General features: G+C 73.3%; 10 protein-coding genes. 2 read left to right on the top strand and 8 right to left on the bottom strand.

All coding sequences use genetic code 11. The annotated features are described in order from the left end of the window. From ACWEEU_RS26855 to ACWEEU_RS26835, 5 genes are all read right to left on the bottom strand, one after another. Window positions 1-222, bottom strand: a 222-nt coding sequence (locus ACWEEU_RS26855) for a sugar phosphate nucleotidyltransferase (protein WP_451735518.1), incomplete at its 3' end; no start/stop codon positions are given. A gap of 167 nt (window positions 223-389) precedes the next feature. Further along, window positions 390-4667 (bottom strand): Rne/Rng family ribonuclease, encoded by a 4278-nt coding sequence (locus ACWEEU_RS26850; RefSeq protein WP_451735515.1) that lies wholly within the window; start codon window positions 4665-4667, stop codon window positions 390-392. A gap of 261 nt (window positions 4668-4928) precedes the next feature. Beyond that, window positions 4929-5711, bottom strand: coding sequence for a TIGR03936 family radical SAM-associated protein (locus tag ACWEEU_RS26845; RefSeq protein ID WP_385751345.1), 783 nt, complete (start codon window positions 5709-5711; stop codon window positions 4929-4931). Between the two features lie 46 nt (window positions 5712-5757). After that, the gene (locus ACWEEU_RS26840; RefSeq protein ID WP_451735512.1) at window positions 5758-6864 is read right to left on the bottom strand and encodes a hypothetical protein; all 1107 of its coding nucleotides are present in this window, start codon (window positions 6862-6864) and stop codon (window positions 5758-5760) included. A 70-nt stretch (window positions 6865-6934) separates the two neighbouring features. Continuing rightward, window positions 6935-7546 carry a hypothetical protein gene (locus ACWEEU_RS26835; protein ID WP_385751340.1) on the bottom strand — a complete coding sequence of 204 codons (612 nt, stop codon included), beginning with the start codon at window positions 7544-7546 and terminating at the stop codon, window positions 6935-6937. A gap of 163 nt (window positions 7547-7709) precedes the next feature. Here ACWEEU_RS26835 and ACWEEU_RS26830 point away from each other — a divergent pair, with 163 nt between their 5' ends. Together ACWEEU_RS26830 and ACWEEU_RS26825 are read left to right on the top strand one after the other, a co-directional pair. Continuing rightward, window positions 7710-8933, top strand: coding sequence for an alpha/beta hydrolase family protein (locus ACWEEU_RS26830; protein ID WP_451735509.1), 1224 nt, complete (start codon window positions 7710-7712; stop codon window positions 8931-8933). 153 nt (window positions 8934-9086) lie between these two features. After that, window positions 9087-9440, top strand: a complete 354-nt coding sequence (locus ACWEEU_RS26825) for a DUF805 domain-containing protein (protein ID WP_385751349.1) — start codon at window positions 9087-9089, stop codon at window positions 9438-9440. A 74-nt stretch (window positions 9441-9514) separates the two neighbouring features. Here ACWEEU_RS26825 and ACWEEU_RS26820 read toward each other — a convergent pair whose 3' ends face one another. The 3 genes from ACWEEU_RS26820 to ACWEEU_RS26810 form a co-directional block, all read right to left on the bottom strand. After that, window positions 9515-11572 carry a restriction endonuclease gene (locus ACWEEU_RS26820; protein ID WP_451735506.1) on the bottom strand — a complete coding sequence of 686 codons (2058 nt, stop codon included), beginning with the start codon at window positions 11570-11572 and terminating at the stop codon, window positions 9515-9517. A 181-nt stretch (window positions 11573-11753) separates the two neighbouring features. Further along, window positions 11754-12092 (bottom strand): YciI family protein, encoded by a 339-nt coding sequence (locus ACWEEU_RS26815; protein WP_385750031.1) that lies wholly within the window; start codon window positions 12090-12092, stop codon window positions 11754-11756. Window positions 12093-12507: 415 nt separating this feature from the next. Beyond that, the gene (locus ACWEEU_RS26810; RefSeq protein WP_385750029.1) at window positions 12508-14469 is read right to left on the bottom strand and encodes a TIGR03960 family B12-binding radical SAM protein; all 1962 of its coding nucleotides are present in this window, start codon (window positions 14467-14469) and stop codon (window positions 12508-12510) included. Window positions 14470-14573 lie beyond the last annotated feature (104 nt).

The raw sequence follows: 14573 nt of genomic DNA, 5'->3' as shown, positions 1-14573 counted from the left end.
CTCCAGGGCCTCCCGGCGGGCGTAGACGGCTTCCTTGCGGTAACCGACGATGACACCGACCTCGGTCAGACCCACCTCGGCGAAGTTGCCCAGGGTGAGGTCGAGGACCGTGAGCGACTCCTCGTCGCCCTCGGGCCCGACCGGCACGAGCGCCTTGGGCAGCGTGTCGGTGTAGGGGCGCAGACGCCGTCCGGCGCCGGCCGCCAGCACGAGACCTATCATCGCGGTTTTCTCCTTCGGTTCACGCGGCTCGCGTGCCGCCGCCCGGGTCGGGCCGGCGGCACGAGGTGTCGGGGGGCCTTCCTACCGGGAAACGGCGGGAAAAGTCCCGTTGACGACCGTGTGGCCCTGCCGGGAACGGCAGGACCACACGGTGATCGGGGTGAGACTCAGCTCTCGTCGTCGGGCGCGGAGACCGTGGTGGTCTTCTTCGCCGTGGACTTGGCGGCGGCCGTCTTGGCGGTCTTGGCCGCCTTCTTGGCCGTCGTCTTCGCGGTCGTCTTCTTGGCGGCGGTCTTCTTGGCCGTCGTCTTCTTGGCGGCCGTGGTCTTCTTCGCGGCCGCCTTCTTCGCCGGGGCCTTCTTGGCCGCCGCCTTGCGGGCGGTCTTCTTGGCCGGCGCTGCCTCCTCGGCCTCGCCCGCCTCGGCGGAAGCCTCCGCCTCCGTCTCCGTCGCGGCCGACGGGACGACCACGACGGCCGTGTCCTCGGACGCGGTGGAGGCGGTCGCCCTGCGGACCGCGCGGCGGCGCGGACGCGCCGGTGCGGCGCTCTCGGCGGGCGCCTCCTCGGCCGGGGCCGCAGCCGGGGCCGCGGGCTCCGGCTCGGCGACCGGCGCGGACTCCGCGACGGTCACGACGGCCGCCTCGGAACCGGCCGGCGAACCGGCGGGCGCCGACACCTTGCGGGTGGCCCGGCGGCGCGTACGGCCCTGGGGTGCGGCCTCCTCGGCCACGGGCTCCTGACCGGCGGGCTTCTCGGCCACGGCCTCCTGCGGCACCACCGGGTCCTCGGCGGCGGCCGGGACGGTCTGCGCCTCGGCGGCCTGCTCCGGGCGCACGGCGCGCTCGGCCTCGGCGACGGGCTCGGTGCGGTCCACCGGAGCCTCGGCGCGCGCGGCCCGGCCCTTGGCCCTGCCGGTCTCGGCCTTGCCGTACTCGGACTTGCCGTTCTCGGCCTTCGGCGCACCGGCGGCCCTGCGGCTCGTACGGCGGCGCGAGCGGCCGCGGCCGGCCGCGGCCTCCGCCTCGGCGACGCTGCTGTACAGCTCCTCGTCCGGGGTGAATTCCGGCTCGGGCAGCGCCAGCGGCTCGGCGGCCTCGGCGGCCACCTCGGCGGCCGTCTCGGTCACCTCCGGCGCGGGGGCCTCGACGGCCACCGCGACGGCGGCACCCTCGTGCTCGTGCGTGTGTCCGTCGCCGCCACGGCCGCGCTTCTTGCGCTTGCCGCCACCGCCGCCGCCACCGGCGAACGAGGGCTGCTCCATGTGGACGATGACACCGCGCCCGTTGCAGTGGACGCAGGACTCGGAGAAGGACTCCAGCAGGCCCTGGCCGACCCGCTTGCGGGTCATCTGGACCAGACCCAGCGAGGTCACCTCGGCCACCTGGTGCTTGGTCCGGTCACGGCCCAGGCACTCGAGCAGCCGGCGCAGCACCAGGTCCCGGTTGGACTCCAGCACCATGTCGATGAAGTCGATCACGATGATGCCGCCGAGGTCGCGCAGCCGGAGCTGGCGCACGATCTCCTCGGCCGCCTCCAGGTTGTTCCTGGTGACCGTCTCCTCCAGGTTGCCGCCCTGGCCGGTGAACTTGCCGGTGTTGACGTCGACGACGACCATCGCCTCGGTCCGGTCGATCACCAGCGAGCCACCGCTGGGCAGCCAGACCTTGCGGTCCAGCGCCTTGGCGAGCTGCTCGTCGATCCGGTACGTGGCGAAGACGTCCGTCTCGCTGGTCCACTTCTGGAGCCGGTCGGCGAGGTCCGGGGCGACGTGCGAGACGTAGCCGTGGATCGTCTCCCACGCCTCGTCACCGCTGACGATGACCTTGGAGAAGTCCTCGTTGAAGATGTCGCGCACGACGCGGACGGTCATGTCCGGCTCGCCGTACAGCAGCGTCGGGGCGTTGCCCGTCTTCGCCTTCTTCTTGATCTCTTCCCACTGCGCCTGGAGCCGTTCGACGTCACGGCGCAGCTCGTCCTCGCTCGCGCCCTCGGCGGCGGTGCGCACGATGACGCCCGCGTCCTCGGGGACGATCTTCTTGAGGATGGTCTTCAGCCGGGCCCGCTCGGTGTCGGGCAGCTTGCGGCTGATGCCGGTCATCGAGCCCTCGGGGACGTACACGAGGTAGCGGCCCGGCAGGGAGACCTGGCTGGTGAGGCGGGCGCCCTTGTGGCCGATCGGGTCCTTGGTCACCTGGACCAGGACCGGCTGGCCGGACTTGAGGGCGGACTCGATGCGGCGCGGCCCGTTGGCCATGCCGAGCGCCTCGAAGTTGACCTCACCGGCGTACAGGACGGCGTTGCGGCCCTTGCCGATGTCGATGAAGGCGGCCTCCATGGACGGCAGCACGTTCTGGACCTTGCCCAGGTAGACGTTGCCGACGTACGAGGTGGCCTGCTCCTTGTTGACGTAGTGCTCGACGAGCACGCCGTCCTCCAGGACGCCGATCTGGGTGCGCTCGCCGTGCTGGCGCACGACCATGACGCGCTCGACGGCCTCGCGGCGGGCCAGGAACTCGGCCTCGGTGATGATCGGCACGCGGCGGCGGCCCTGTTCGCGGCCCTCGCGGCGGCGCTGCTTCTTGGCCTCCAGGCGGGTCGAGCCCTTGATGGACTGGACCTCGTCGGACGGCTCGGCGGCCTTGCGGGGCTCGCGGACCTTGACGACGGTGCGCTCGGGGTCGTCGGTGGACGCGTCGCCCGCCTCGCCGGAGTCACCGGCACGGCGGCGACGGCGGCGGCGACGGCGGCTGGAGCTGGAGCCCGCGGCGTCCTGCGCCTCCTCCTCGTCCTCCTCCTCCTGCTCGGCGGTGTCCTCGGCGTCCTGCGCGGCCTGCTCGGCGGCCAGGTCGTCGTCCTCGCCGTCGGTGCCCTCCTCGCCGTCCAGGGCGTCGCCACGGCGACGGCGACGGCCGCCCCGGCGGCGGCGACGGCGCGAACCGGACTCCTCGGAGCCCTCGGCGTCGTCGCCCTCGGCCAGGCCCGCGGCGGCCTCGTCGGCCTCCTCCGGCTCCTCGGTCTCGGTCTCGGCGGCCGGGCGGGTCTCCTCGGCGGGGGCGTTGCGGCGACGGCGACGGCGACGCGAGCCGGACTCGGCGCGGTCGTCGTGGGACTCGGCGCGGGCGGACTGCTCGGCCCGTTCGGTCTGCTCGGTCTCCTCCGGCTGCGCGCTCTCCTCCGCCTCGGCGGCCTCGGCGGCGGCTTCGGCGGCGGCACGCTGCGGGGTCTGGAACCTCGGCTCGGTGAACACCGGCGCCCGGAAGACGGCCACGGCGGGGCGGGCGGGCTTGCGCGGGGCGTCGGACTCGGCGCCCTCGGCGGGCGCGGGCGCGGAGAAGCCGCCCGCGGCCTGCCGCACGACGCGGCGACGACGGCGCGGACCGTTCTCGGCGGCGGTCTGCGGAGCCTCGGTCTCCGCGGCGGCGGGCGCCTCGGCGGCGCGGCGGCGGCCCTTGCGGGGTGCCTCCTCGGCCTCGGGGCTCTTCTCGGCAGCGGCGGCGGTCGCGGCGGACTCGCCGGCCTCGGTGGTCGCCGGGGCACCGGCGGGCGCGGACGCCCGGCGGGTCGCACGGCGACGGCCGCGCGGAGCGGCCTCCGCCTCGGCGGCGGGCGTCTCCTCGGCCACGGGGGCCTCGGCGGCGGCCGGAGCCTCGACGGCGGTCTCGGTGGCGGGGGCGGCGGCAGGCGCGGACGAGCGACGCGTGGCACGACGGCGCGTGCGGGGCTCCGCCTCGGCGGGGGCCTCCTCCGCGCTCTTCCCGACGCTCTCCTCGGCGGCCGGAGCCTCGGCGGCGGGCGCGCTCCCGGCGGCCGCCTCGGCGGCGGCCGGGGCACCGGCGGGCGCGGAGGCGCGGCGCGTGGCACGGCGGCGCGCACGGGGAGCGGGCGCCTCGGCGACCGGCTCGGCGGCCTTCTCGTCCTCGGCGTTCTCGATGTCCGCGTTCTCGATATCCGCGTTCTCGATATCCGCGTTCTCGCTGTCCACGCTCACCTCGTCGTCGTCCTTGTCCTCGGCCGGAGCGGAGGCGGCGGGGGCACCGGCGGGCGCGGAGGCCCGGCGGCGGGTACGGCGCGGCGCGGGGGTCTCGGTGACCTCGGCCGGTTCGGTGGTCTCGGCCTTGGCGGCCGTCGTCTCCACCGGGACGACCGTCTCGGCGGCCTCGGCGGCGGCCGGGGCTCCGGCGGGCGCGGAGGCGCGGCGGGTCGCACGGCGGCGGGGGCGGGCGGGCGCGGCCTCGTCGGCCGCGGGCGCCTCGGCGGCGGCCCGCTGCTGCTCGGCAGCGGGCTCGTCGGCCCTGGTGGTGGCCGTGACGACCTCGGTGGGTGCCTCGGCGGCGGCGGGCGAACCCGCAGGCCGGGAGGCGGCACGGCGACGCCTGCGCGGGGGCAGGGTGTCGCTCGGGCTGTTCAGTTCGGAACCCTCGTTGGGCTCGGTCGGTTCGAGCATCCGGGCATTTCTCCCGTCAGGCTCCCGGGCGCCGCGCCTGGTCCGGCGCCGGCCTCTTCGGGCCGTCCGCCGTTGACGTCCGCGGCCCGCGCGATGCGCGATGGCCGCCGTCCGGGGCGCGGGCGCCGCACGGGAGCACTCTGTGTCCTGTCTCGCCGGTTCCGTACGCCTTGTCGGTACGGCCTGGCGAAAGTCTTCTGGTAGGTGCGCTGCCCGACCCAGGTGGCTCCCGAGTACAAGGGCGGCGCTACGGCGTGTGTCCTACACGGAACCTTCCGGCGTCGCCGCCGTCGCGGCGGCAGCCGGTGCGGCCGTCTTGGCCTGGGCTGCCTCGCGGTCGGGCGCGAGCGGGTCGGTCACCGTGCCGGTCTCTTCATCGAAAGGCCCCTGCGCCAGCCTGGTCACCGCTGCGGGGACCGGCGGCGCCAGGTCGGCCACGGCGCGGAGACCGGACAGGACGTCGTCGGGTCGTACGGCAGGCGTCACGTGCCGAACAACCAGCCGCAGTATCGCACAGGGCCGGTCATCCGGCCTATCAGCCTGCGGCTGCGTCTCCACGACCTCCAGGGAGGCGACGGCCGGGCGGCAGTCGAAGGTGCGCACGCCGTTCTTGGTCGTGCGCTGCACCTCGACCGTCTCGGCCGCGTGGAAGGCGTCCGCCGCGCGCTGGGCCTCCGCCGGGTCCACGCCGTCCAGCCGCAGCTCCCAGACGGAGGCGGCGAGCCGGTCGGCGAGGCCGGAGGTGTGGGCCTCCACCGCGTCGGTGATGTCCAGTCCGGCGGGCAACGACCCGTCGAGCAGGCCCCGCAGGGTCTCGGGGTCACGCACCGCGGTCAGGGCGATCTCGAGGTACTCCGCCTCACTGCCCGTGCCGGTGGGTGCGGCATTGGCGTACGACACCTTCGGGTGCGGCGTGAACCCCGCCGAGTACGCCATGGGTACCTCGGCGCGGCGCAGCGCACGCTCGAAGGCGCGCTGGAAGTCACGGTGGCTGGTGAACCGGAGGCGGCCGCGCTTGGTGTAGCGCAGTCGGATGCGCTGCACCGCGGGTGCGGGCGGCGGGCCTTCGGGCTGTCGCTTGCCCAGTGTCCTAGTCCTTCGTGAGTGCGGTCGTACTGCTACCAAGAGTACGTGTGCCGCGCTCGTGAGGTTCCCGCCGGTCCACCGCGACCGGCTGCCGGGGGTCGCCGAGCAGTGTCCGGCGCAGGTCCGCACGTGCCTGGCGGACGGTGTCGCGGGCGGTGGCCAGCGCCTGTCGCGAGGCTTGTCCCACGGCGCGCGCGACCCCGGCGGCGGGCCGCAGGACGTGGTCGCGCACGACGTGTCCGACGGGGGTGAGGACGGTCCGGTACACCCGGCGGACCGGTTCCACGAAGATCCACCGGAAGAGTGTGCCGAGGGCGCGTCCGACCACGAGCGAGACGTGTCCGGCGATCCGCCAGGCGTGTCCGAGGGCGTCCGCGATCTCCCGGCCGACGACGGCGAGGACCCGGCCCACGGGCGCGAGGACCCGGCGCCACAGCCACCGCGCGGGCAGCACCAGCAGGACGCGCGCGGCCCAGTACAGGGCGGCGCCGACCCCGGTGACGACCAGGTCCGCGAGCCACGACACCCCGTGCCCGGCCGGGACGAGCACCCAGGTCCACAGCCAGAGGGCGGGGAGCACGAACAGCACGCGCGTCGTCCAGTACAGGGCGACGCCCACCCCGGTGGCGACCGCCCGCGCGCACCAGGCGACCGCGCGGGCGGCGGGGGCGAGCAGCCAGGTGTGGAGCCACCGCGCCGGGACGACGAACAGGTGGTGGCCCAGCCAGACCAGCGCCGCGCCCACGGCTCCCGCGAGCCACGCCGTCCCCCGGCCCAGCGGGGCGAGCACGCGCGCGTACAGCAGGCGCGCCGGCACCACGAGGAGGACATGGCCGAGGAAGCCGACCCCCTTGCCGACCGGGACCACGACCCACCGCCACAGCGCGACCCAGGGCCACACGAAGAGCGCCCGGCCGGTCCACAGCAGCGCGCGGCCCAGCGGGCGCAGCACGGTGTCCCTCAGGAAGCGGCCGGCGACGGTGAGGGCGTCCCACACCAGCCGTACCGGCACCACGAGCACGAGCACCACGATCCGCACCGGGATGCGGATCGCCACGGCGAGGCAGCCCTCAAAGGAGGCGGGTGCCGCGGGCGGCTTGTCCAGGTCCATGCACGTACAGACGCAGAAGCGGCCACCATGGATGCCTGCGGACCGTCCCCGCGTGCCGGCCCTCCGCGGGTCACCCCCGCGCCGGGGCGATACGCGCCTTGTACCGGTCCGGGTACCACTGGGTGAACCGCACGGCCCCCACCAGGAGCGCGATCGGCACGACCCAGTTGAACCAGTCGTCCTGGGCGGGGAAGTGGATCGCCAGCCAGGTGAAGAGCGTCATCAGGACGAAGGCGAGGCCCCACACCGCCGTCAGGACCCGGTTGATGTGGGTGAAGACGGGCGAGTCCCAGTACTGACGCGGCGTCGACTCGCGCGCGTACTGCGCGGTGAACGGGTCGGCGAACAGCGAGCCGAGGGCCACGACGGCGACCACGCCGTTGGAGATGACCTGTGCGTACGTCTCCACCCACAGCAGCTCGTCGCGGCCGAGGGCGAGCGCGAGGACCGCGAGGACGGCGAAGAAGACGATGCCGGTCGCGTCGAGGATGCGGATCCTGCCGTTGCGCAGGTCCTGCGCGGACAGGACGAGCGAGGCGACGAGCGCGGCGAGTGCCGCGTACTCCCAGGTGCTGGGGCTCGCGACGACGCCGAAGATGATCCAGGGGGCGAAGGAGAGGAACACGCTGCCCGTGCCGACGGGCTTCTTGGCGGGGGCCTTCGTCGCCGTCTGCTGGACCATGGGTCTCCTCCGGTCGGTCGCGGTCCCCTTTCCTCATGGTCGCGCCGGGCGGCGCGGGCCGCACTCGCGTCGCCCGTGTGCGCGCGGCCCGTACGACCCCTACCGTGGAGATGCGGTCCGGATGCACGGGGGTCGGCACGGTCTTGTCCCGGGAGCAGCCTCCATGAGCTACCGCTTCAACGAGAACGACCAGTTCAACTACGAGGTCCTGCTCGCCCTCGGCTCGGTGTGGCGACGCGGCGCCGACGCGGGCGAGGTGCTGACCACCGCCGCGGGAGTGGCCGACGGGGACGGCACGGCGTGGTTCGACGCCTGGACGGACCTCGGGCACCGGGTCGCGGAGGACGCCGACCGCTGCGCGGCCACCGGGCATCCGCTCAGTGCCCGCGCCGCCTGGCTGCGCGCGGCGGGCTACTTCGGCACCGCGCTGGTCGCCGCCGACGCGATCCCCGAGGACGGCGGGAAGCGGGCGGCCGAGATCTTCGCGGAGCACCGGGCCTGCCTCGACCGCTTCCTGCACGCCTGCGACCCGCCGGCCGAGCGGGTGGCGATCCCCTACGAGGACACGACGCTGCCGGGTTATCTGATCAGTCCGCCCGGCGCGGAGGGCGACGCTCCGCTGCCGACGCTGATCGTCAACAACGGCAGCGACGGTCCCCTGACCACCGCCTGGACCCTGCTCGGCGCGCCCGCCGTGGAGCGCGGCTACCGCGTCCTGCTCTTCGACGGCCCGGGCCAGCAGTCGATGCTCTTCGAGCGGGGGGTGCCCTTCCGGCCCGACTGGGAGAACGTCATCACCCCGGTCGTCGACCATCTCCTCCTCCGCCCGGACGTCGACCCGCGCCGGCTGGCGCTGGTGGGGATCAGCCAGGGCGGCTACTGGGTGCCGCGCGCGCTCGCCTTCGAGCAGCGCATCGCCGCCGCCGCGGCGGACCCGGGGGTGGTCCGGGTGTCCGACAGCTGGTGGCAGCACCTCGGTCCCGATCTGCGCGGGCTGTGGGAGTCGGGGAACCGGGACGCGTTCGACGCGATCGTCGGGGAGGCGCTGGAACAGAGCCCGTCGCTGGCCGCGATGTGGCGGTGGCGGGCCCGGCCCTACGGCATCGACGCGCCGTACGACCTGCTGACCGAGGTGGCGCGGTACGACCTCATGCCGGTGCTGGACCGGATCACCACCCCGCTGCTGATCACCGACCCGGAGGGCGAGCACTTCTGGCCGGGCGCCTCCCGGCGGCTGTACGACGCGCTGCCCGGCCCCAAGTGGCTGGTTCGCTTCACCGAGGAGGAGGGGGCGCATCTGCACTGCGAGCCGCTGGGGCGGGCGCTGTTCGAGCAGCGGGTCTTCAACTGGCTGGACGCGCGGCTGGGGACTCCGGCACGGGCCTGAAACCGGATGTCGATCATGATTTCCGGATGTTGATCACGATCAAGGACACGACCGGATAACCATATTGATCCGGACACGCCAACCTATGGCGCTCGACCACGGCCCGCTGCTTCCATGGAGGCCGAAAACCAGAACCTTCGCTGGGGGGCGAGTATGCACTGGTACGTCGACGTCCTGAAGAAGTACGCCGTCTTCACCGGCCGCGCACGGCGGCAGGAATACTGGATGTTCTTCCTGTTCAACCTGATCATCGCGATCGTCCTGTGGATCGTCGGCCGGGCGATGGGAACCATGGTCCTCTACTGGATCTACAGCCTGGCCCTCTTCCTGCCCGGCCTCGGCGTCGCCGTCCGCCGCCTGCACGACACCGGCCGCTCCGGCTGGTTCGTCCTCATCGGCCTGATCCCCGTGGTCGGCCCGATCATCCTGATCGTCTTCCTGGCCCAGGAGGGCCGCCCGGAGCCCAACGAGTACGGCCCGAACCCGAAGCTCGCACCCGCGGTCTGACGCGTCACCCGCTCAGGAGGAAGGGGCCCGCCGGAGTCTCCGGCGGGCCCCTTCCGTGCGCGAGGCCGGGGCGCTCACTCCACCGCGATCCCGTGGTCCGCCAGGAGGGCGGCCAGGCCGGCGGGGTAGCCGCGGCCGCCCAGGACGAAGTCCCAGTCGCCGGTGGGGCGGCGGCGGAAGGAGCCGAGGACCAGGGCGGTTTCGCCGGGGCGGCCCTCGGAGACCTCCAGGCGGCCGAGTTCGGTGAGGGCGGGGTCGAGGAGGCGGATCACGGGGGACGTGAAACCCGAGAGGTCGGCGTGCGGGTCGGTCTCGGGGTCGACGGCGGCGACGAGGACCAGGCGGTCGGCCTCGGCGGGCAGGGCGTCGAAGGAGACGCGGACGGCGGCCTTGTCCGGGGGCGGGGCGGGGACCGAGCGGACCGAACCGTCGGGGGTGGCGGGGTTGTTGAAGAACACGAAGTGGTCGTCGCTCAGCACCCGGGCACCCGCGCAGACCAGCGCGCACACGTCCAGGGCGACCTCACCGGACCAGGACATGCCCAGCACGTTGTAGTCGCCGAGCGGTTCGGCGGCGGGGCGGGCCGCGCGCTCGCCGAGCCGGCCGCGCAGTCCGTGGCGGTGCAGCAGGTCGACCAGTTCGGGGCCCGAGACCAGCTCCAGGGGCTTGCCCTGGGCGAAGGTGTGCGAGCCGGGGCCGAAGCCCGAGGTGGTGACGAGGACGCCCTTGTTCGCACCGGTGTCCTGCACGGTCCCGTACAGATCCCGCACCGCCGTCGGCGGCACCGTGTTGCGATACCGCTTGACCTGCACGACGATCTGGCCGCCACGGATCGGGGTGGGGTCGACGGCGTGCACGTCCACGCCTCCGTCGCCGGACCGCTCGGTCGTCACCGCCTCCATGCCCATGGCCCGGAACAGCTCCGCCACCAGCGACTCGAAGGCGATCGGGTCCATCTCGTAGAGGTCCGGCTCCTCGCCCGTGTGCGACTCCCCACCGGCGCGCGGCCGCTCCTCGGAGCCCACCCGCACGTCCTCCGGCCTGCGGCCCGGGCGTACCGCCACGAGCTGGTCCGGGCGCGCCGAGAGCCTGCCCTTCAGGGCCTCCGTCAGACAGCTCACCGGGTCGACCTGGGCGAGGTGGAGACCGGCGAAGACGGACTTCGGCGCCATGACCGTCGCCAGGCAGATCAGAGCCTGTCTGCCGGTCGCCGGGTCGTGGTCGTCCACCACGCCGTTCACCGCGACCGAGTCGAGTGTCTCGAACTCGTCGGCGGCGAAGACCTGTTGGGCGGCCAGGAGCAGGCACTGCGCGAGCACCTCGCGGTACAGCGTCCGCCGCTGCGCCACCGGGCGGGGCGTCTCCTTCTCCTGGTCCAACGTGGGCATGTACCGCACCGACTTGGCCTCCGGCACCACGGCGAATCCCGGCAACTCCCAGTCCAGTACGAGCTGTCGGGCCACCGGGTCGTACGCCGCGCGCGGCACGCACGGGAACCCGCCGGGCCACGCGGTGGAGGCGCGCAGCGCGGCGCTGAAGTAGGCGACCACCGCCTCGGGTTCGCCCCGCCGCACGCTCCCGGCTGCCTCCGCGACCCCGGCGTTGTGCCGCCGCACCTCGGCGAGCCGGGCGGCCACGCGCTGCTCGTACTCCCGCCGGTGCACGGCGAGTTGGAGCTGACGCCGGGACTCCGCCGCCTGCGCCGCGAACCAGTCGTGCTCGAACCGGGTGTGCGCGTCCGCCTCCGCCTGCGCCCGCTGCGCCGGCGTCCAACCACCCCGAGCCGGCCGGTACTGCTCCCGGTCCGGCATCCGCACCGGCCACCCCAGCGGCCCCGCATCGAACGGCTCGACCTCCTCGGACCGCATCAGCCGCGCCACCCGGAACACCGGAGCCCCACATCCGGCGGCCAGCAGCCCCCGCAGCGCGGTCACCCGCGCCTCCAGCTCCTCGGTACGCCGCCGCGCCTCAGCCTGCCGGAACTCCCGCTGGCCCTGAGCGACTTCCCGCTCCCGCGCCCGGGCCTGCCGTTCCCTCTCCCGCTCCCGCCGCGCCTCGTCCTCACGGTGGCGCTGCTGCTGACGCTGCGCCTCCGCCCAGACCCCCGCCAGACCAGAAGACCGACGCCCCATCCCCCGAAAGCCTCCCCCGCACACGGGCACCCCCGCCCGGACCCCGGCTGCCCCCAACCGGACGTAACCGGACGACTCTAACCGCCCGACCGGCTCGCGCACATCCACTTGCCCGAGGGTCATACCGAGCCGCCCTGAACTCCCGTCGGCCGGATCCCGCCAGGCTCCCCGGATCGGTGGCTCAGCTCTCCGGGTCGTACATGATCTCGCGCACCTCCTGCGCGCACCGGCACGCCTCGGCGATCTTCGCAGCCCATCTCAGCGCGTCCTCGCGCGACGGGACCTCGATGATCGAGAAACCGCCGACGACCGCCTTGGTCTCGGGAAACGGCCCGTCCGTGACCGTCCCGTCGGTCGCCACGATGCTCGCCTGCTGACGCTCCACTCCTGCGCCGAAGATCCAGACACCCGCGTCCTTGGCCTCCTGGACCACCCGGTGGGCTGCCTCGCCGACCGCCGGGAGATCCTCCTCGGGAAAGATCATCGATCCGTCGTCGAACGAGATCAGATACCGCGCCATCGTGTTCGCCTCCCTGTTCGGCGACCACCCGGCCGCCTCGTCGCTGCTCCTCGTCAGACGGATCCCGCGTCAACTTCTCATCGGTCGTCCCGCCCCGCTCCCACAAGGGGCCGGCGGAGTCTCGATGGCCGAGGCGAGGGTGCCTGCCGGGTCGCGACGCTGTCAGGCGTCGGTGTCGGCGCAGCCGGAAGCGAGCCCGGCGGAGCGGAGCGCGGCCAGGACCTGATGAATCAGGGCTCGCAGGGTCGCACGCGATGGGCGGCGCAGCCGCAGGGGCCGGCAGCGGCGTCCGAAGGGGCGCCGACGACGTCGACGGGCGAGGGGACGAGGCGCCAGCCGCGGACAGCGCGGCCGTCACCTCGTCCTCGCCAGCCCCCGCCGGCGCCTGAATCACCCGATCGAGTGCCCGCTCACGTCAGTGAGAGTGACCGCTCGACGCCGGCGCCGGACCCGCGTTCTTGACCGCCAGAGGCAGCAGCTTCTTGCCCGTCGGGCCGATCTGGATGTGGGTGTCCATCTGGGGGCAGACGCCGCAGTCGAAGCACGGGGTCCAGCGGCAGTCCTCGACCTCGGTCTCGTCGAGTGCGTCCTGCCAGTCCTCCCAGAGCCAGTCCTTGTCGAGACCGGAGTCGAGGTGGTCCCAGGGGAGGACCTCCTCGTAGGTGCGCTCGCGGGTGGTGTACCAGTCGACGTCGACGCCGAAGGGGGCGAGCGCCTTGTCGGCGCAGGCCATCCAGCGGTCGTAGGAGAAGTGCTCGCGCCAGCCGTCGAAGCGGCCGCCGTCCTCGTAGACCGCGCGGATCACGGCGCCGGTGCGGCGGTCGCCGCGGGAGAGCAGGCCCTCCACGATGCCGGGCTTGCCGTCGTGGTACCGGAAGCCGATCGAGCGGCCGTACTTCTTGTCGCCCCGGATCTTGTCGCGCAGCTTCTGCAGGCGCGCGTCCGTCTCCTCGGCGGAGAGCTGCGGCGCCCACTGGAAGGGGGTGTGGGGCTTCGGGACGAAGCCGCCGATCGACACCGTGCAGCGGATGTCGCCGGAGCCGGAGACCTCGCGGCCCTTCTGGATCACGTGGGTCGCCATGTCGGCGATCTGGAGGACGTCCTCGTCGGTCTCCGTCGGCAGGCCGCACATGAAGTACAGCTTCACCTGACGCCAGCCGTTGCCGTAGGCGGTGGCGACCGTACGGATCAGGTCCTCCTCCGAGACCATCTTGTTGATGACCTTGCGCATACGCTCGGAGCCGCCCTCGGGGGCGAAGGTCAGACCGGACCGGCGGCCGTTGCGGGTCAGCTCGTTGGCCAGGTCGACGTTGAACGCGTCGACACGGGTCGAGGGCAGCGAGAGGCCGATCTTGTCGTCCTCGTAGCGGTCCGCGAGACCCTTGGCGATCTCACCGATCTCGGAGTGGTCGGCGGAGGAGAGCGACAGCAGGCCGACCTCCTCGAAGCCGGTCGCGTTCAGGCCCTTCTCGACCATGTCACCGATGCCGGTGATCGACCGCTCGCGCACCGGACGCGTGATCATGCCCGCCTGGCAGAAACGGCAGCCGCGCGTGCAGCCGCGGAAGATCTCGACCGACATGCGCTCGTGGACGGTCTCCGCCAGCGGCACCAGCGGCTGCTTCGGGTACGGCCACTCGTCCAGGTCCATGACCGTGTGCTTCGACACGCGCCACGGCACACCCGAGCGGTTGGGGACGACACGGGCGATACGGCCGTCGGGCAGGTACTCCACGTCGTAGAAGGCCGGGATGTACACCGCGCCCGTCTTCGCCAGGCGGAGCAGCACCTCCTCGCGGCCACCCGGGCGGCCCTCCGCCTTCCACTTGCGGATGATCTCCGTCATGTCCAGCACGGCCTGCTCGCCGTCACCGATGATCGCCGCGTCGATGAAGTCCGCGATCGGCTCGGGGTTGAAGGCCGCGTGGCCGCCGGCGAGGACGATCGGGTCGTCGAGCGTACGGTCCTTGGACTCCAGCGGGATGCCCGCCAGGTCCAGGGCGGTGAGCATGTTGGTGTAGCCCAGCTCCGTGGAGAAGGACAGGCCGAACACGTCGAACGCCTTCACCGGGCGGTGGCTGTCCACCGTGAACTGGGGCACCTTGTGCTCGCGCATCAGCTCCTCGAGGTCCGGCCACACGCTGTACGTGCGCTCGGCGAGGACGCCCTCCTGCTCGTTCAGTACCTCGTACAGGATCATGACGCCCTGGTTGGGCAGACCGACCTCGTACGCGTCCGGGTACATGAGAGCCCAGCGGACATCTGAGGACTCCCACGGCTTCACCGTGGAGTTCAGTTCCCCACCGACGTACTGGATCGGCTTCTGCACATGCGGGAGCAAAGCTTCGAGCTGCGGGAAGACCGACTCGACGGACATCGCGGCATTACCTTCGTGAGCTGACTGGGGGCGCCCCCGGCCAGAAGACTGGGGGTGGGGGTGACCATCCAGCGTAACCCGGTCGGCGCAGTCCTCCGTACCGT

The sequence above is a fragment of the Streptomyces sp. NPDC005004 genome, from assembly GCF_053600675.1.
This window is presented reverse-complemented; position numbering and strand designations above follow the sequence as displayed.

Excerpts from the sequence above, each read along its gene's own strand:
- ACWEEU_RS26850 (WP_451735515.1), bottom strand. The coding sequence starts at position 4,667 with ATGCTCGAACCGACCGAGCCCAACGAGGGTTCCGAACTGAACAGCCCG.
- ACWEEU_RS26840 (WP_451735512.1), bottom strand. The coding sequence starts at position 6,864 with ATGGACCTGGACAAGCCGCCCGCGGCACCCGCCTCCTTTGAGGGCTGC.
- ACWEEU_RS26835 (WP_385751340.1), bottom strand. The coding sequence starts at position 7,546 with ATGGTCCAGCAGACGGCGACGAAGGCCCCCGCCAAGAAGCCCGTCGGC.
- ACWEEU_RS26830 (WP_451735509.1), top strand. The coding sequence starts at position 7,710 with ATGAGCTACCGCTTCAACGAGAACGACCAGTTCAACTACGAGGTCCTG.
- ACWEEU_RS26825 (WP_385751349.1), top strand. The coding sequence starts at position 9,087 with ATGCACTGGTACGTCGACGTCCTGAAGAAGTACGCCGTCTTCACCGGC.
- ACWEEU_RS26820 (WP_451735506.1), bottom strand. The coding sequence starts at position 11,572 with ATGGGGCGTCGGTCTTCTGGTCTGGCGGGGGTCTGGGCGGAGGCGCAG.
- ACWEEU_RS26815 (WP_385750031.1), bottom strand. The coding sequence starts at position 12,092 with ATGGCGCGGTATCTGATCTCGTTCGACGACGGATCGATGATCTTTCCC.
- ACWEEU_RS26810 (WP_385750029.1), bottom strand. The coding sequence starts at position 14,469 with ATGTCCGTCGAGTCGGTCTTCCCGCAGCTCGAAGCTTTGCTCCCGCAT.